Below are 15,848 nucleotides of genomic sequence, written 5' to 3' on the forward strand. Positions count from 1 at the left end.
CGTGCTGGCTGCGGCGAACCGCGATCCGCCGTGCATCGCGATCCGCACCGGCTGACGCCCGGCCGCCCGGCGGGGCCGAATTTCGGCTTCGGCACGGGGCCGCACGGGTGTCCGGGCGAGCGGATCGCACGGGCAGTGACGGCGGGGGCGTTCGCGGCGCGGTTGCGCGCGGGCGGCTGGCCGCCGCGCGACGCACTGAAGTGGGATTACCGCGCGTCGACCAACGTCAGGATGCCGAAGTTCGACGCGAATCGGTGAAGGGGAAGGCGGGACTTAACGGCAGCCTTGCTTTTCCGCCCATTGCTCCTGGGCGGCGACGCGGCGCTGCACGCGTTCGACGAGGCCGGTCGAGAAGGTCCGCATGCTGACGCCGCGGCGCTTTGCCAGGATCGTTTGCGCGACGTCGGTGCGCGGGTTCGGCTGGCACGCCCAGTACAGCGTCATCAGCCAGCCGATGCCCGTCCACGCGAACAGCGCGTTGAACATCGCGATCGTCAGCTTGTCGTGCCGGCCGCGCCGGTCGGCAATGACGGCCGGCAGGAAATAGAGCGCGATCGCCGCGACTGAACCGGCCACTTGAATCAGGACTGCATCATGCATGGTGCTGCTCCGTCCGAACTGCAATGAGGCTGATTGTCGCGCTTTTTCCGTTTGTGTGCCGGCAATTGATTGTTGCGCTTTTGGTGACGATCAGGCGGCTTCGGCGTCCACCGGCTGCACGTCGTTGCTCAGCGCGAAACCTTCGTCGAGCCAGCCCGTCACGCCGCCGATCATCAGCTTGACCGGGCGGCCGAGGCGCGCCAACTGGATCGCCGCGCGCGCGGCGCCGTTGCAGTGCGGCCCCGCGCAGTAGACGACGAACAGCGTATCGGCCGGATAACCGGCGAGCTTGCTTTCGATGATCTTGCGGCGCGGCAGGTTGCGCGCGCCGGGCACGTGGCCGGCGGCGAACTGGTCGGGGCCGCGCACGTCGAGCAGCACGAAATCGGGCGTGCCGGACGCGAAGGCGTCGTGCACGTCCCAGCAATCGGTCTCGAAGCGCAGCGAGGCCTCGAAATGCGCGAGGGCGGCGGCGTTGTCGGCGGCGGGGACGTCGGTGACATGGGACATGGTCGGGCTCTCCTGGTTGAGCGGGCACGGGACGCGCCGCAATGAGGGGCAGTATCGCGGTTCGGCCCGTTTCGCGGCAGTGGCGCGATCGACAAGTTCCGGTAACATCGCGCCATGCACAATCATCTCGTCGTCGCGCTCGCCTACGATCGCCTCTGCACGTTCGAATTCGGCTGCGTGGTCGAACTGTTCGCGCTCGAGCGTCCGGAACTCGGCGTCGACTGGTATCGCTTCGCGGTCTGCGCGAGCGAGCCGGGGCCCGTGCGCGCGGCGGGCGGCATTACCGTTGCCGCGCCTTACCGGCTCGCGACGCTCGATCGCGCGGACACCATCGTGATTCCCGGCTGGCGCGATCCGGACGAACTGCCGCCCGAGCCGCTGCTGAAGAAGCTGCGGGCCGCGCACCGGCGCGGCGCGCGGCTCTGCTCGATCTGTTCGGGCGTGTTCGTGCTGGCGGCGGCCGGCGTGCTCGACGGCCTTACCGTGACGACGCACTGGCGGTATGCGGAACGTCTGCAGGCGCGTTATCCGGCGCTGCGCGTGAATCCCGATGCGCTGTACGTCGACGAAGGGCAGATCGTCACGTCGGCCGGCTCGGCGGCGGGGCTCGACATGCTGCTGCATCTGGTGCGCCGCGATCATGGCGGCGCGATCGCCAACCGCGTCGCGCAGCGCCTCGTGCTGCCGCCGCATCGCGACGGCGGACAGGCGCAGTTCGTGCCGCGTCCGGTCGCACCGGGCGGCACCGACCGGCTCGCGAAGCTGATCGACTGGATGCGCGCGCATGCGGCCGAGCCGCACACGCTCGCGTCGCTGGCCGCGCAGGCCGCGATGAGCACGCGCACGCTGCAACGGCAGTTCGCGGATGCGACGGGGATGTCGCCGCTCGCGTGGCTGATCCGCGAACGCGTGAACGTCGCGAAGGACATGCTCGAAGCCCAGCCCGCGTTGTCGCTTGCGCAGGTCGCGGCGCGCGCGGGGTTCGGTTCCGAGGAATCGCTGCGCCGGCATTTCCGGCGCGTCGCGGCGACGAGCCCGGCCGCGTACCGGCGCGGGATGGATCGCGGCGGCACGTAGCGGGCGCGCTCGGTGCGGCCGCTCGTGCGCGACGATGAAAAGCACCACCGATGTGGCGAGGGCCACTCATACTAAAAGGGATTCCGATGACGATGCTGCCTTCCCGTTTGCCGTTGATCCAGGCCCCGATGGTCGGCTCGCTGAGCCCGCTCGCGATCGCCGTGTGCGAAGCCGGCGGGCTCGGTTCGCTCGCGTGCGCGGCGCTCGGCCCGCAGCAGTTGCGCGACGAGATCGCGGCGATCCGTGCGCGCACGGCCGCGCCGTTCAACGTGAATTTCTTCTGCCACGCGCCGCCCGCGCCCGATGCCGAGGTCGATGCGCGCTGGCGCGCGGCGCTCGCCGGCTACTACGCGGAAGCCGGGCTCGACCCGGCCGACGTGAAAGGCGGCCCCGGCCGCGCGCCGTTCGACGATGCGATGTGCGCGGTCGTCGAGGAACTGCGGCCGGCCGTCGTGAGCTTCCACTTCGGACTGCCGCACGACACGCTGCTCGACCGTGTGCGCCGCACGGGCGCGCAGGTGGTGTCGTCCGCGACGACCGTCGAGGAGGCGCGCTGGCTCGATGCGCGCGGCGTCGACGCGATCGTCGCACAGGGGGCGGAGGCCGGCGGCCATCGCGGGATGTTCCTGACCGACGATATCCACGCGCAGCCGGGCCTGTTCGCGTTGCTGCCGCAGATCGTCGATGCCGTACGCGCGCCGGTGATCGCGGCCGGTGCGATCGCCGACGGGCGCGGCATCGCGGCCGCGTTCGCGCTCGGCGCGAGCGCGGTGCAGATCGGCACCGGCTATTTGCTGACGCCGCAGGCCGGTCGTTCGGCCCAGCATCGTGCGGCCGTGCGCGCCGCCCGCGACGACGGTACGCGCATCACCAACCTGTACACGGGCCGCCCCGCGCGCGGGCTGTTGACGCGCTTCATGCGGGAACAGGGGCCGATGAGTGCGCTCGCGCCCGCGTTTCCGCTCGCGACGGCCGCGGTCGATCCGCTGCGCGGCGCGTTCGAGCGGCAGGGCCGCGACGATTTCTCGCTGCTGTGGTCGGGCGAGGCCGCGGCGCTCGCGCGCGAAGAGGATGCGGGTGAGCTCACGCGACGGCTGTGGCGCGACGCGCTCGCCTGCGCGGCCGGGCTGCGCGACGCGTTTCCGAACGCTGGCTGAACGGCCAGGCGGGGCGCCGGCAGGGGAGCATCGGCGTATGATCTGGGTTTTCGTCAGCCCGATCCAGGCACCCCACCATGACTTCCGTCGACACTACCCCCGTCCTCGACCATGACAAGCTCGTTACCTTCATCGAGCGCAAGTGGAACGATGAAATCCTCCATGCGCTGACCGACTACATCGCGATCCCCGCGAAGAGCCCCGCATTCGACCCCGACTGGGCCAAGCGCGGCTATCTCGAGCGCGTCGTCACCGACGCCGCGCAGTGGGCCGAGCGGCAACCCGTGAAGGGCCTGAAGCTCGAAATCGTGCGCCTGCCGGGCCGCACGCCGGTGATCTTCTTCGAGTCGCCGGCCACGCGCTCGGGCAGCACCGACACGATCCTGCTGTATGGCCACCTCGACAAGCAGCCCGAATTCGACGGCTGGCGCGCGGACCTCGGCCCGTGGACGCCGAAGTTCGAGAACGGCAAGCTGTACGGCCGCGGCGGCGCGGACGACGGCTATGCGATCTACGCGAGCCTCGCGGCGCTCGGCGCGCTCGACGAGCAGGGCATCGAGCGGCCGCGCTGCGTCGGCCTGATCGAGACCTGCGAGGAGTCGGGCAGCTACGACCTGCTGCCGTACGTCGACGCGTTGCGCGACCGGCTCGGGCAGGTCTCGCTCGTCGTGTGCCTCGATTCGGGCGCCGGCAACTATGACCAGATGTGGCTCACCACGTCGCTGCGCGGCCTGGTGTCCGGCGACCTGCAGGTCGAGGTGCTGGAAGAGGGCATCCACTCGGGCGTGTACGGCGGCATCGCGCCGTCGAGCTTCCGCGTGATGCGCCAGTTGTTCGAGCGCCTCGAGGACGCGAAGAACGGCAACCTGCTGCCGGGCGCGTTCCATTGCGAGATTCCGTCGAGCCGCGTGCGCGAAGCCGAGGCCGCCGCCGCGATCCTCGGCGACACGGTATGGAAGGGGCTGCCCTGGGCGTGCGGCCAGGACGGCAAGCCCGTGCTGCCGACCACGACCGACCCGCGCGAGGCGCTGCTGAATTCGACGTGGCGTCCGTCGTTGTCGGTCACCGGCGCGGCCGGCATGCCGGCGCTCGCCGATGCGGGCAACGTGCTGCGTCCGCGTACCGCGTTCAAGCTGTCGCTGCGGCTGCCGCCGCTCGTCGACGCCGCGCAGGCGGTGCAGCAGCTGAAGGAATTGCTCGAACTCGATCCGCCGTACAACGCGAAGGTCACGTTCAAGCCGGACGCCGGCGCCGCGACGGGCTGGAGCGCGCCGGATCTCGCGCCGTGGCTTGCGTCGTCGCTCGACGCCGCATCGCGCCGCCACTTCGGCGCCGACTGCGCGTACATGGGCCTCGGCGGCACGATCCCGCTGATGAACGTGCTTCAGGAAGGCTTTCCCGCCGCGCAATTCATGGTGTGCGGCGTGCTCGGGCCGAAGTCGAACGCGCACGGCCCGAACGAGTTCCTGCACGTGCCGTACGCGAAGAAGCTCACGGCGGCGGTGGCCGACGTGATCGCGACCGCGCGCTGATCGTCGCAGCATCGGACGTACCGATTGCCCGACCCGAACCGACTGGATGGAGTGTTGCCGATGACCGCACTGCCGACGCCCGATACCGCACCGCTGCGCATGCGCGCCGAACCGCTGCATGCGTTCGTCGCGGCACTCTGGGAACGGGCCGGCAGTAACCCGCGCGAAGCGACGCTCGTCGCCGATCACCTGGTCGGCGCGAATCTCGCGGGCCACGATTCGCACGGGATCGGGATGATCCCGAATTACGTCGCGTCGTGGCGGGAAGGGCAGTTGCAGCTGAACGGGCACGCGTCGATCGTTCGCGATGGCGGCGCGGTGCTGACGATCGACGGCGGGCGCGGCTTCGGCCAGGTGATCGCGTTCGAGGCGATGGTCGAAGGGATCGAGCGCGCGCGGCGCATGGGGATCTGCGCGATCGGGCTGCGCGACGTCCATCACCTCGGCCGCATCGGGCACTGGGCCGAGCAGTGCGCGCACGCGGGGCTCGTGTCGTTCCATTTCGTCAACGTGCCGGGCGACCTGCTGGTCGCGCCGCTGCACGGCACCGATCCGCGTTTCGGCACGAACCCGTTCTGCGCCGCGTATCCGCGCGCGGGCAAGCCGCCGCTGCTGCTCGATTTCGCGACGAGCGCGATCGCGTACGGCAAGACGCGGGTCGCGTACAACCAGGGCAAGCGCGTGCCGGCCGGGTCGCTGATCGACCATCGCGGCCAGCCGACCGACGATCCGGCCGTGATGCACGAGCAGCCGTTCGGCGCGTTGCTGCCGTTCGGGCTGCACAAGGGGTATGCGCTCGCGGCGATGTGCGAGATCTTCGGCGGCGCGCTGGTGGGCGGGCATACGACCTACGGCGATACGCTGCAGAAGACGAGCGCGATCGTCAACGGGATGCTGTCGGTGCTGATCGATCCGAAAGCGTTCGACGCGGCCGACGCCGAATGCGAAGCCGATGCGTTCGTCGCGTGGGCGAAGGCATCGCCGCAGGCCGGCGATACCCCGGTGCAGGTGCCCGGCGAACCGGAAGAGGCGAGCCGTGCCGCGCGCGGCACGTCGGGTATTCCGGTCGACCGTACGACGTGGCGGCAGATTCGCGAGAGCGCGGCGGCCGTCGGTTTCGACGCGGCCGAGCTCGATGCGTGGACGCGACGCTGCGAGGCATCCGCATGAGCTGGCAGGCGGAGAAGGCGCACGGCGAGGAAATCGCGTATCAGCTTGCGCCGCTGGGTACGGTCGCCGTTGCACGGTTCTTCAGCGGCGCGGCGTTGCGGCTCGACGGCGTGATGTTCGGCTTCATGTCGCGCGGGTCGCTGTTCCTGCGGGTCGACGATGTGAACCGGCCGGCGTTCGTCGCGGCCGGGATGGGGCCGTTCTCGTATGCGCGGCCTACGCGCACCGTCTCGCTCGAGGGCTATTACGAAACGCCGGCCGACGTGCTCGAGGACGCGGGTGCGCTGTTCGACTGGTGTCGCAGCGCGTATCGCGCGGCGCTGCTGGCCGGGCCGCCGAAGCGCAAGGCGAGGGCGGCGTCGAAGACGGTATCTGGGGCGGGGCCGAAAGCCGCGCCGAAAACTGCAGTGAAGGCTGCGCCGAAACCGGCGTCGAAATCGTCAACGAACCCGGCAACGAAACCGGCAACGAAACCCCTATCGAAACCGGCGACGAAGCCTGCAACAAAACCGGCAACGAAACCCGCGTCGGCCCAGAAAACGAAGCAGGCGGCGAAATCCACATCGAAACCGGCGTCGGCGCAGAAACCGAAACCGGCATCGAAATCATCGCCCGCACCGGCACCGAAACGCGTGGCGAAGCGTAAGCAGACGTAGTCCCCATCACGAGGAGCGACGACCTCGCGATTTTCGCTTTCCTTACTTTCCGACTCGCCTGTCGCTCCCGACCCGTACGCTGCGCGGCCGACTCGCGCGCACGATCCGGCGCCCGAACGCATCGAGCTTGACGCCCCGCACGTCCTGCATGCTTCACAACCGCGCCGCCGGCGTTTATGATCGGCGCGGGTTGCGCCCGTGCCTCGCGCGACCCGCGCCGGCCTCGTCGCCGGCCCCGCGAACGGCGCACCGTACGCCGCGCGGCACGCTTCCCCACTCATCATTCCAGACGGAGACAGCCGATGCTCGTCCTGATTCTCGGTTTAGCGATCTTCCTCGGTGTGCACTCGATCCGGATCGTCGCCGACGGCTGGCGGTCCGCGACGATCGAGCGGATCGGCGAGAAGGGCTGGAAGGGCGGTTACGCGATCGCGTCGATCGTCGGCTTCGTGCTGATCATCTGGGGGTACGGGATCGCCCGCGCGGGCGCGACGCTGCTGTGGGTGTCGCCGGTCGGCGTGCGCCACCTGACGGGCATGCTGACCGCGGTCGCGTTCGTGCTGATCGCCGCGTCGTATGTGCCGCGCAACCGGATCAAGACGCTCGTCGGGCATCCTATGCTGGCCGGCACGATGGTCTGGGCGGTCGCGCACCTGCTCGTGAACGGCACCGTGCACGCGGTCGTGCTGTTCGGCGCGTTCTTCGTGTGGTCGATCGTCGATTTCGTCGTGTCGCGTGCGAGGGATCGCCGCGACGGTGTCCGCTATCCGGCCGGCGGGCTGGCCGGCGACGTCGCGACTGTCGTGGCTGGACTCGTCGCGTGGGCCGTGTTCGCGCGGTTCTTGCACGGCCCGCTGATCGGCGTGCGGCCGTTCGGCTGAACGGAACGCGCACGCCGGTCGGCCTGCCGGCGGTCAACGACTCTTCGCGCCGGCGGCCTGCCCGAACGACGGTTGCCTGCGCCGCAGGAAGTACGCCGCGACGATCGCGAGCGCCGTCAGGACCGTGAACCAGAACTGGAAGCGCGAATCCGGGTTGAACGCCTGCGACCCCAGCACGGCCACCAGCGCCAGCAGCGCGACCCAGTTCGACACCGGATAGAACCACGCGCGGAACGCCGTCGGGTCGCGTTGCTCGTGCTTCGTCTGCCGACGCATCGCGAAATGCGCGACGACGATGAAGATCCACACGATCATCACGAACGCGCCGCTGCTCTTCGCGAGCATCAGGAACAGATCGCCGCCGCTCACGAAGTGAATGCCCAGGATCGACACGCAGATGGCGAGGCACAGCACGAGCGCGTTCATCGGCACGCCCTTCGCGTTGGTGCGGCCGAACATCGCCGGCGCGTGGCCGCGCTGGCTCAGCGAGAACAGCATGCGCGAGTTCGAGAACAGGAACGAGTTCATCACCGACATGAACGACACGAACAGCACGATCTTCATCGCGACGGCGGCGCCCGTGAAGCCCGCCATGCCGAACAGCGACACGTACGGCGATTTCAGGTTGGCCTTGTCGGTCCACGGCATGCACAGGATCAGGATCGACACCGAGCCGACGTAGAACACCATCACGCGCACGATCACGCTCTTGATCGCGCGGATCACGTTCCTGCTCGGGTTTTCCGATTCGCCCGCGGCCACCGCCGCGATCTCGCTGCCGCCGAGCGAGAAGATCACGACCATCACGCCGGCGAGCACGGGCGAGATGCCGTTCGGCATGAAGCCGCCGTGATCGGTCAGGTTCACGAGCCCCGGTGCGGGAATGCGCGGCTGGAAGCCGAGCAGGATCGACGCGCCGAGCGCCATGAACACGATGATCGTCGCGACCTTCGCGAACGACAGCCAGTATTCGGCTTCGCCGAACGAGCGCACCGAGTACGCGTTGCTCGCGATCAGCGTGACCAGCATGAACAGCGCGCCGCCCCAGACCGGCAGCCACGGCAGGAAATCGTGGAGGATCGCGCCGAGCAGGATCGCTTCGACGGTGATCGTCATCATCGACTTGAACCAGTACAGCCAGCCGACCGCGAAGCCGGCCCATTCGCCGAGGTAGCTGCTCGCGTACGTGGAGAACGAGCCGCTGTCGGGATTGCGGGACGCCATTTCGCCGAGCATGAACATGACCAGCGTGACGATCACGCCGCCGATCAGGTACGACAGGATTGCCGCGGGGCCGGCCGTTGCGATGATCGCGCCGGAGCCGACGAACAGGCCCGCGCCGATCACGCCGCCGAGCGCGATCATCGTGATGTGCCGTTGCTTGAGGCTCTGCCTCAACGTGTTGTCCTGCATCTCCTACCTCTAGTTATTGTTGGCCGGGAACGTATCGGGCGGCACGGCGGCAGGCGTTCCGCCGCTGCGGGGGCGCCGATGTCGAGGGAGCGTGTGTGACGCGATGTGCGGGCCGCCGGCGGTGAATCGGGATGGCGGCCACGGTGTGCCGGTCGGTGCCCGCGAGAGGGCGATGATCGCGACAACCCGGATTGTGGTCGGACGTGGCCGCGACGGCAAACGAGATATGCGAAAGACGTCTTGCGGTTTGCTCATCAATTGCCGCGGTCGCGGCAGGATGAGCGTGGGCTCAGATCGGTTTGACGAACAACCCGATGGTCAGCAGCGCGCCGATGCAGACGATCGCGATGCGCAGCACGCGTTCGTTCACGCGATGCAGCGCCCACGCGCCGAGCAGGCCGCCGACGATTGCGCCGCCGCCGAGTGCGATCGCCGCGCGCCAGTGCAGGTGCGGCGAGGTGACGAACAGCACGACCGCCGACGCGTTCATCACGCCCGCGAGCGCGTTCTTGGTCGACATCGCGTGACGCGGCGGCAGGCCGGCCATCGTCAGTGCGGCCATCATCAGGAACCCGATGCCGCCGCCGAAGTAGCCGCCGTAGATCGCGATCAGGAACTGCGAGACCCCGGCCGCGACCGGGCCGAGATGTTGCGCGCCGGCACCCGGCTTGCGGAAGAAACTGCCCCACGCGAACACGATCGTCGCGAACAGCACGAGCCACGGCACCAGATGCGAGAAGATCGACGACGGCGTTTTCAGCAGCAGCAGGCCGCCGAGCGCGCCGCCGGCCACGCTGATCGCGAACAGGGCGCGAAACGGCAGCCTGCCCACGCCGCTCACCATGTTGCGGCTCGCCCAGCCCGTCGTCACCTGGCCGGGGAACAGGGCGACCGTCGACGTGATGTTGGCCGCGAGCGGCGACATCCCCGACACGATCAGTGCGGGCAGCGTGACGAACGAACCGCCACCCGCGAGGGCGTTCTGCAGGCCGGCCCACAGGCCGGCGATGATGACGAGAGCGAGCATTGGTGCGCAACGGAAGAGGTGGGGGAGCCCGCTTGCCGGACGAGCGTAGGCATGACGGTCGCACGATGGTAATGCAGGATCGCGGCCGCCGGAAGCCGGTGCGCACGCGGGTGCGTGACGTCACGCGTCCGGTTGGGCACCTTTGGCCGGTGCGGCGTCGTCGTGGTCGTCGTCGACATTCGGATAGACGATCGTGCCGTCGTCCCGGACCACCGCGCCGGCCGTCAGCCGCGCGAGCTCCACGCGGTTGCGGCCCATGATGTGCAGCACCGTTTCGCCGCGCGCGATCAGGTAGTCGGACACGATACGCCGGTGGCAGCGCCACCACACGGCTTCCGAACACATGATCGCGCAGCGCTGCTCGTGCCCCTGGGCGATCAGTTGGTCGAGGCCCGCATGAAACGCCGGCGACAGCGCGTAATCCGCGTAGCGGTGAAAGCTGCGGTTCGTCCAGAAATCGTTGACGTCGTCGGGTACGCCGTGCGACTTGCCGCGCAGGCCGCCGAGTTCGGCGATGTGTTCGTACGCGATGTCGGCGGCGGCGAGCGCGTCCGGCAACGTCGCTTCGTTGAATTGCGGATTGGTGCGCGAACGCGTCATCTTGCGGATATCCGCGAGCAGCGTGATCTCGACCGCATCGAGCAGGTCGACGAATTCGTCGAGCGTGCGGTTCGAATGGCCGATCGTGTAGAACGGGAGCGTCATGCGTCGTCCTTGCCGGCGATGCGTTCGAGTACGCGGCCGCGATGCGCGGCGACGTGGTCGGTCCGGTCGCTCTTGATCTCGTACTGCGGATCGTCGGGCGACGCGCGATGGCGATGGCGATGCCCCTTGTAGTCGAAGTCGGCGGTGTGGATCGCGATGATCGTGCCGGTCACGTAGCCGGCTTCGGAATTCCAGCGGACGTGGTCGCCCAGCCTGAATGGCGTGGTCATGCCGCGGTGCCTCCTTGTGTCGATGCGCGGTGGGTTGGCCCTCGCGGCTTTGGCAGTGCGCGCCGGGAAGCCGGCCGCGAGGGAGAACGTGCATGGATTCATTATCGGCCGCGACCGCACACGGTAAAAGACACGGACGGTGACGGGGCGACCCGGGGCTGCATGTGCAATTGGTGTGCCTTTCATTTCAATGACGACACGGGCGTCGATCCTCCCGCTTGCCCGCGTGAAATTGTCATGCTAGTTTTTCATGAAATTTCTCGGCGTAATTTTCACGGGAGTCCGCATGTTCGTGCAGTCCGACCGTCACGTCGCCAGCTACTACGCTGGCACCTACCCGGCGCCGATCCCGCATCGGCCGGCGCTGGACGAGCGCGTCGATGCCGACGTGCTGGTCGTCGGCGCGGGCTTCAGCGGGCTGCATACGGCGCTGCGGCTCGCGCTGGCCGGCAAGCGCGTCGTCATGCTCGAAGCGAGCCGCGTCGCGTGGGCCGCATCGGGCCGCAACGGCGGACAGGCGCTGCTCGGCTGGTCGTGCGACATGCAGCCGCTCGAGGATGCGCTCGGCCGCGACGGCGCACGCCTGCTGTGGGACAGCATGCGCTGGGCGGCGGCCGAAGTGCGCGAACTGCCGGCGCGGCACGGTTTCGACATCGACTACCGGCCCGGCAGCCTGTGGGCCGCGGTGCGGCCGCGGCGCGTCGCGATGCTGGCGCACGCGCGCGACGAGGCGGCCGAACGCTGGGGCTATGATCGGCTGCGCATGATCGAGCGCGACGAGATGCCCGAATGGATCGGCGGCACGCGCTATCTCGCGGCGCTCCACGATCCGGAGGCCGGCCACCTGAACCCGCTGAAGCTCGCGCTCGGCCTCGCACGGACGATCGAGCGCGCGGGCGGCCGCATCTTCGAACGGAGCCGCGTGCTCGACTGGCGCGAGACGGCCAGCGGCTACGTCGCCCGCACGGCGCGTGGCGAAGTGCGCGCGGACGTGCTGGTGCTCGCCTGCAATGCGTACGTCGACCGGCTCGACCGCGACCTCGCGCGCCGGCTGCTGCCGGTCGGCACATATCAGGTTGCAACCGCGCCGCTCGCGGCCGACGTCGCGCATGCGCTGCTGCCGCGCAACAGTTGCGTGATCGACAACCAGTTCGTGCCCGACTACTTCCGCCTGAGCCCCGACAACCGGCTGCTGTTCGGCGGCGGCTGCACGTATCTCGGCGGCATCCCGGCCGATATCGCGGCGGCGACGCGCCCGCACCTCGAACGCGTGTTTCCGCAACTGGCCGGCGTGCCGCTCGATTACGCGTGGGGCGGTCACATCGACATCAGCATGCGCCGCACGCCGGACATCGGCCGCCACGGACAGCGCTTCTGGCTGCAGGGCTTTTCGGGGCACGGCGTGCTGCCGACGCTCGCCGGCGCGCGTGCGGTGGCCGACGCCGTGCTCGGCGACGCACGCCTGCTCGCGCAGTACCAGCGCATCCGCAACCCGCGCTTTCCCGGCGGCGACCGGCTGGCCGCGCCGCTCGAAGCGATCGGCAAGGCCTGGTACCGTCTGCGCGATACCGTCTGATTGCATCGGAATCCATCACATCATGAATGAACAGGAAGAGATAGAAAGTCTGGCGATTCTGATCCGCGACCTGCGCAAGCATCGCAAGGTCACGCTGAACGATCTCGCCGAACGGATCGGCCGCTCGGTCGGCTTTCTGTCGCAGGTCGAGCGCGGGCTGTCGCGCCCGACGGTCGCGGATCTCACCGCGATCGGCGAGGCGCTCGGCGTGCCGACCACGTATTTCTACAGCCTGAGCAAGCCGCGCAGCGTGCGGTGGGTCACGCGGCCCGACGAGCGGCGCACCGTGTATTACGCGGCCGGCATTACCGACATCCTCGTGTCGCCGAACATGCGTGCGCGCTTCTCGATCCTCGAAAGCCATCTCGAGCCGGGCGCCAGCAGCGGAGAGCGGCCGGTCGACGACAGCGACGAGCAGGGCGGCTTCGTGCTCGAAGGAGAACTGACGATCTGGATCGACGGCGACGACACGCCGGTCACGCTCGGTCCGAACGATGCATTCCAGCTTCCCGCGCACAAGCGCTTCCGTTACGCGAACCTGACTGATGCGCCGACGCGCGTGATTTGGGTATTCACCTGAGTTGAGTGGTCGGCGGGGCGGGCTGAAGTGCTGGTCGCCTCGTCACGTAGCCTGTTTGCACTACTGATCGACATGCGGCATGCGTTGCCCCGTGCGTCGCATGAATCCGGTTCGCCGCGCCGCGGCACCGCCATACAAGACATGGAAAGGATGAGACATGGCTGACGTCGTTCCCGCGCTGGTCAGTGAAGTCCGCGCATTCCGGCAGGCGCACCCCGAGATCCGTTATGTCGACCTGATCTGCCTCGACCTGCCCGGGCACTTCTACGGCAAGCGCTATCCGATCGATGCGCTCGAAAAGGTCGCGGCGGGTTCGCTGCTGAAGCTGCCGCAGAACTGCATCCTGCTCGGCACGCAGGGCGGCCTCTACAAGATCGGCGACTACTGTTTCAACGACGGCGACCCGGACGCCGTGCGCCGGCTGATTCCCGGCACGCTGAAGCCGGTGACCTGGGAGAAGCAGCCGCTCGGCCAGATGCTGATCACGACCGATGGCACCGATTCACCGGTCGAGTTCGAGCCGCGCGAGGTGCTCGCGCGGGTGCTGAAGCGGCTCGCGCGGCGCGGCATCCGGCCGGTCGTCGCGTTCGAGCTCGAGTTCTACCTGTTCGCCGCGCAGCTCGAGGAGGGGATGCCGAAGTATCCGCGCGACCGCCTGTCCGACGATCGCGACGATCAGCCGAACATGCATATCGAGCGGCTGTCGCGTTTCTCCGACGTGCTGCACGAGATGGTCGACGTCGCATGCGCGCAGGGGATCGACGCGACCGTGATCACGGCCGAGCTCGGGCCCGGCCAGTTCGAGATCAATTTCGGCCATTGCGACGACGGGCTGCGCGCGGCCGACTGGTCGGCGATGTTCTGCCGCAGCACGCGCGGCGTCGCGCTGCAGCACGGCTATCGCGCGAGCTTCATGGGCAAGCCGTACCTGCATGCGCCGGGCAGCGGGATGCACGTGCACGTGAGCCTGTACGACGATGCCGGGAACAACCTGCTTGCGGCGGACGATCAGCGGCCGCTGCGGCATGCGGTGGCCGGCTGCCTCGCGCTGCTGCCGCATTGCATGCCCGTGTTCGCGCCGAATCACAATGCGTTCCGCCGCTACGGGTCGATGGTGAACGCGGCGAGCCGCGCGAGCTGGGGTTTCGAGGATCGCGACGCGTGCATCCGCATTCCCGAGTCGGATGCGCGCAACCTGCGGATCGAGCACCGGCTCGCGAGCGCCGATGCGAACCCGTACCTGGTGCTCGCGGCAATTCTGTCGGGGATGGAGCACGGGCTCGATGCCAAGAGCGAACCGATCGCGCCGCTCAACGACGATCGCGGCAGCGGCATCGATTTTCCGAAGGAGATGCTGTCGGCGGTCGCCGCGATGCAGGATCATCCGGCCGTGCGCGACGGGCTCGGCAGCGAATTCGTGATGGTGTATTGCGAGAACAAGCGGCAGGAGGAGCTGGATTTTCGCAACGAGATCGGCGCGCGGGAGTATCGGTGGTTTCTGTGAGCCGATGCCGCCGTCCGCACGGCTTATCGTCCGCGCGCCTGTTCCATCGGCAGGTGCGCGCCCCACGCGTTCGTCAGCGCTTCGATTTCGGCGACCGGATCGATCCGTTGTCGGGCGCTGTCGCTCACGTCGTCGCTGAATAACAGGTGCGCGAATTCACGCGCACGCTCGGTGATCGAGGCGGTTTTCCCGCTGCGCCGCAGCGTGAACGCCGCAAGCGCTGCATCGAGAGCGCCGCCGTTGGCTGAATCGTATTCGTCGAGGCACCGGGCAAGATGCCACGCATCTTCGAGCGCCTGACAGGCGCCTTGTCCGGAGGTCGGGAGCGGCGCGTGCGCGGCGTCGCCGATCAGCAGTACGTTGCCGCGGTGCCATACGTCGACCGGGTCCAGATCGTGCACGCGGATCTTCGTGAGCGTGTCCGCTGGCGTCGCACGTATCACGTCCGTGATGGGCGCCGGCCACGGCGCGAAGCGCCGTTCCAGCATCCCGTGCGGATCGTCTTCCGCCGCATCGCACCCGTCGGCTTCCGGCCATGCCGCCGCCCAGTACACGCGATGCCGGTCCAGTGCGACGATGCCGAAGCGTTCGCGCGTGCCCCAGTAATCGAATATCGACACTTCGTCGACCAGCGGCGCATTGCTTTGCGCGATGCCGATCCAGTTGACGAAGCCCTGATAGACGGGTGTATTGTCGCCGACCACATGACGTCGCGCGACGGAGTTCATGCGGCCGTCCGCGCCGATCACGAGATCGGGGGCGATCGTCGTGCCGTTGTCGAAGCGAACGACGGCGCGACCGTCCGCGCCGGTATCGATGGCCGTTGCGCCGTGGCCGAAGTGGACCTCGATGCCGCGCGCGGCGAGGTGCCGGGTCAGCACGGCCTGCAGGTCGCGCCGCAGGATCGACACCGTCGGGAAGCCCATCCGGTGGTCGAGCGCGCCGATCTCGGTGGCCTTGAGCAGGGTGCCGTGCCGGTCGATGCGCCGCATCGCATGCAGGCGGCCGCCGGCCTCGACGATGTCCGGCAGCACGCCGAGCTGGGTGAGGACGAAGCCGGCATTCGGCCACAGCACCACGCCTGCGCCCATCGTCGATTCCGCCGGCCTGCGTTCGTACAGCCGGATCTCGTGGCCGCGCCCGGCGAGCGCGAGTGCGGTGCTCATGCCGGCCACGCCGGCGCCCAGGATTGCAATGTTCATGACGCTCCTTGCCTGTGTCGTGCGAACG

The 15,848-nt window shown here is 68.7% G+C and carries 16 protein-coding genes and 2 pseudogenes; 11 read left to right on the top strand and 7 right to left on the bottom strand.

Going from position 1 to position 15,848, the window contains the following annotated elements; all coding sequences use genetic code 11:
• Positions 1 to 258: pseudogene (locus tag AP428_RS17665) on the top strand (cytochrome P450); the annotation flags it as partial.
• A 15-nt stretch (positions 259 to 273) separates the two neighbouring features.
• Here the strand turns inward: AP428_RS17665 and AP428_RS17670 are convergent.
• Both AP428_RS17670 and AP428_RS17675 read right to left on the bottom strand, forming a co-directional pair.
• Positions 274 to 600 (bottom strand): superinfection immunity protein, encoded by a 327-nt coding sequence (locus AP428_RS17670; RefSeq protein WP_006480800.1) that lies wholly within the window; start codon positions 598 to 600, stop codon positions 274 to 276.
• Between the two features lie 90 nt (positions 601 to 690).
• A complete protein-coding gene (locus AP428_RS17675) occupies positions 691 to 1,110 on the bottom strand; it encodes a rhodanese-like domain-containing protein (RefSeq protein ID WP_011547241.1) in 420 nt (139 codons plus the stop codon).
• A 114-nt stretch (positions 1,111 to 1,224) separates the two neighbouring features.
• Between AP428_RS17675 and ftrA the strand changes: the two genes are divergently transcribed.
• The 7 genes and pseudogenes from ftrA (at position 1,225) to AP428_RS17710 (ending at position 7,583) form a co-directional block, all read left to right on the top strand.
• Entirely contained in the window at positions 1,225 to 2,187 is a 963-nt protein-coding gene (gene ftrA, locus AP428_RS17680; RefSeq protein WP_011547242.1) for a transcriptional regulator FtrA, read from the top strand.
• 86 nt (positions 2,188 to 2,273) lie between these two features.
• Positions 2,274 to 3,344: a nitronate monooxygenase family protein gene (locus AP428_RS17685; RefSeq protein WP_011547243.1), complete on the top strand. Its 1,071-nt coding sequence runs from the start codon at positions 2,274 to 2,276 to the stop codon at positions 3,342 to 3,344.
• Between the two features lie 77 nt (positions 3,345 to 3,421).
• A complete protein-coding gene (locus tag AP428_RS17690; protein WP_006480804.1) occupies positions 3,422 to 4,876 on the top strand; it encodes a M20 family metallopeptidase in 1,455 nt (484 codons plus the stop codon).
• A gap of 60 nt (positions 4,877 to 4,936) precedes the next feature.
• Positions 4,937 to 6,046: a malate/lactate/ureidoglycolate dehydrogenase gene (locus AP428_RS17695; protein WP_011547244.1), complete on the top strand. Its 1,110-nt coding sequence runs from the start codon at positions 4,937 to 4,939 to the stop codon at positions 6,044 to 6,046.
• Positions 6,043 to 6,306: pseudogene (locus AP428_RS37455) on the top strand (TfoX/Sxy family protein); the annotation flags it as partial. The gene AP428_RS17695 and the pseudogene AP428_RS37455, both read left to right, overlap by 4 nt.
• Positions 6,307 to 6,341: 35 nt before the next feature.
• Positions 6,342 to 6,692, top strand: coding sequence for a hypothetical protein (locus AP428_RS37460; protein ID WP_041489365.1), 351 nt, complete (start codon positions 6,342 to 6,344; stop codon positions 6,690 to 6,692).
• A gap of 312 nt (positions 6,693 to 7,004) precedes the next feature.
• On the top strand, positions 7,005 to 7,583 hold the full coding sequence (locus AP428_RS17710; RefSeq protein ID WP_011547246.1) for an NnrU family protein: 579 nt from the start codon (positions 7,005 to 7,007) through the stop codon (positions 7,581 to 7,583).
• 33 nt (positions 7,584 to 7,616) lie between these two features.
• Here the strand turns inward: AP428_RS17710 and AP428_RS17715 are convergent, their stop codons facing one another.
• The 4 genes from AP428_RS17715 to AP428_RS17730 all read right to left on the bottom strand — a co-directional run bounded on the left by AP428_RS17715 (position 7,617) and on the right by AP428_RS17730 (position 10,958).
• Positions 7,617 to 8,996: an amino acid permease gene (locus AP428_RS17715; protein ID WP_011547247.1), complete on the bottom strand. Its 1,380-nt coding sequence runs from the start codon at positions 8,994 to 8,996 to the stop codon at positions 7,617 to 7,619.
• Between the two features lie 289 nt (positions 8,997 to 9,285).
• Entirely contained in the window at positions 9,286 to 10,023 is a 738-nt protein-coding gene (locus AP428_RS17720; protein ID WP_011547248.1) for a sulfite exporter TauE/SafE family protein, read from the bottom strand.
• Positions 10,024 to 10,143: 120 nt separating this feature from the next.
• Entirely contained in the window at positions 10,144 to 10,728 is a 585-nt protein-coding gene (locus AP428_RS17725) for a DUF488 family protein (RefSeq protein ID WP_006480810.1), read from the bottom strand.
• Positions 10,725 to 10,958, bottom strand: coding sequence for a DUF2945 domain-containing protein (locus AP428_RS17730; protein ID WP_011547249.1), 234 nt, complete (start codon positions 10,956 to 10,958; stop codon positions 10,725 to 10,727). Before AP428_RS17730 ends, AP428_RS17725 begins: the two co-directional genes overlap by 4 nt.
• 286 nt (positions 10,959 to 11,244) lie before the next feature.
• Here AP428_RS17730 and AP428_RS17735 point away from each other — a divergent pair, with 286 nt between their 5' ends.
• The 3 genes from AP428_RS17735 to AP428_RS17745 all read left to right on the top strand — a co-directional run bounded on the left by AP428_RS17735 (position 11,245) and on the right by AP428_RS17745 (position 14,618).
• On the top strand, positions 11,245 to 12,534 hold the full coding sequence (locus tag AP428_RS17735) for an FAD-binding oxidoreductase (RefSeq protein ID WP_011547250.1): 1,290 nt from the start codon (positions 11,245 to 11,247) through the stop codon (positions 12,532 to 12,534).
• A 22-nt stretch (positions 12,535 to 12,556) separates the two neighbouring features.
• Positions 12,557 to 13,114, top strand: a complete 558-nt coding sequence (locus tag AP428_RS17740) for a helix-turn-helix domain-containing protein (protein ID WP_011547251.1) — start codon at positions 12,557 to 12,559, stop codon at positions 13,112 to 13,114.
• A 157-nt stretch (positions 13,115 to 13,271) separates the two neighbouring features.
• The gene (locus AP428_RS17745) at positions 13,272 to 14,618 is read left to right on the top strand and encodes a glutamine synthetase family protein (RefSeq protein ID WP_011547252.1); all 1,347 of its coding nucleotides are present in this window, start codon (positions 13,272 to 13,274) and stop codon (positions 14,616 to 14,618) included.
• Between the two features lie 23 nt (positions 14,619 to 14,641).
• Here AP428_RS17745 and AP428_RS17750 read toward each other — a convergent pair whose 3' ends face one another.
• Positions 14,642 to 15,820, bottom strand: coding sequence for an FAD-dependent oxidoreductase (locus AP428_RS17750; RefSeq protein ID WP_011547253.1), 1,179 nt, complete (start codon positions 15,818 to 15,820; stop codon positions 14,642 to 14,644).
• Between the last annotated feature and the right edge of the window lie 28 nt (positions 15,821 to 15,848).

The organism is Burkholderia sp. E168m22, from assembly GCF_001319805.1.
Lineage (GTDB): Bacteria > Pseudomonadota > Gammaproteobacteria > Burkholderiales > Burkholderiaceae > Burkholderia > Burkholderia orbicola.

Excerpts from the sequence above, each read along its gene's own strand:
- AP428_RS17670 (WP_006480800.1), bottom strand. The coding sequence starts at position 600 with ATGCATGATGCAGTCCTGATTCAAGTGGCCGGTTCAGTCGCGGCGATC.
- AP428_RS17675 (WP_011547241.1), bottom strand. The coding sequence starts at position 1,110 with ATGTCCCATGTCACCGACGTCCCCGCCGCCGACAACGCCGCCGCCCTC.
- ftrA (WP_011547242.1), top strand. The coding sequence starts at position 1,225 with ATGCACAATCATCTCGTCGTCGCGCTCGCCTACGATCGCCTCTGCACG.
- AP428_RS17685 (WP_011547243.1), top strand. The coding sequence starts at position 2,274 with ATGACGATGCTGCCTTCCCGTTTGCCGTTGATCCAGGCCCCGATGGTC.
- AP428_RS17690 (WP_006480804.1), top strand. The coding sequence starts at position 3,422 with ATGACTTCCGTCGACACTACCCCCGTCCTCGACCATGACAAGCTCGTT.
- AP428_RS17695 (WP_011547244.1), top strand. The coding sequence starts at position 4,937 with ATGACCGCACTGCCGACGCCCGATACCGCACCGCTGCGCATGCGCGCC.
- AP428_RS17710 (WP_011547246.1), top strand. The coding sequence starts at position 7,005 with ATGCTCGTCCTGATTCTCGGTTTAGCGATCTTCCTCGGTGTGCACTCG.
- AP428_RS17715 (WP_011547247.1), bottom strand. The coding sequence starts at position 8,996 with ATGCAGGACAACACGTTGAGGCAGAGCCTCAAGCAACGGCACATCACG.
- AP428_RS17720 (WP_011547248.1), bottom strand. The coding sequence starts at position 10,023 with ATGCTCGCTCTCGTCATCATCGCCGGCCTGTGGGCCGGCCTGCAGAAC.
- AP428_RS17725 (WP_006480810.1), bottom strand. The coding sequence starts at position 10,728 with ATGACGCTCCCGTTCTACACGATCGGCCATTCGAACCGCACGCTCGAC.
- AP428_RS17730 (WP_011547249.1), bottom strand. The coding sequence starts at position 10,958 with ATGACCACGCCATTCAGGCTGGGCGACCACGTCCGCTGGAATTCCGAA.
- AP428_RS17735 (WP_011547250.1), top strand. The coding sequence starts at position 11,245 with ATGTTCGTGCAGTCCGACCGTCACGTCGCCAGCTACTACGCTGGCACC.
- AP428_RS17740 (WP_011547251.1), top strand. The coding sequence starts at position 12,557 with ATGAATGAACAGGAAGAGATAGAAAGTCTGGCGATTCTGATCCGCGAC.
- AP428_RS17745 (WP_011547252.1), top strand. The coding sequence starts at position 13,272 with ATGGCTGACGTCGTTCCCGCGCTGGTCAGTGAAGTCCGCGCATTCCGG.
- AP428_RS17750 (WP_011547253.1), bottom strand. The coding sequence starts at position 15,820 with ATGAACATTGCAATCCTGGGCGCCGGCGTGGCCGGCATGAGCACCGCA.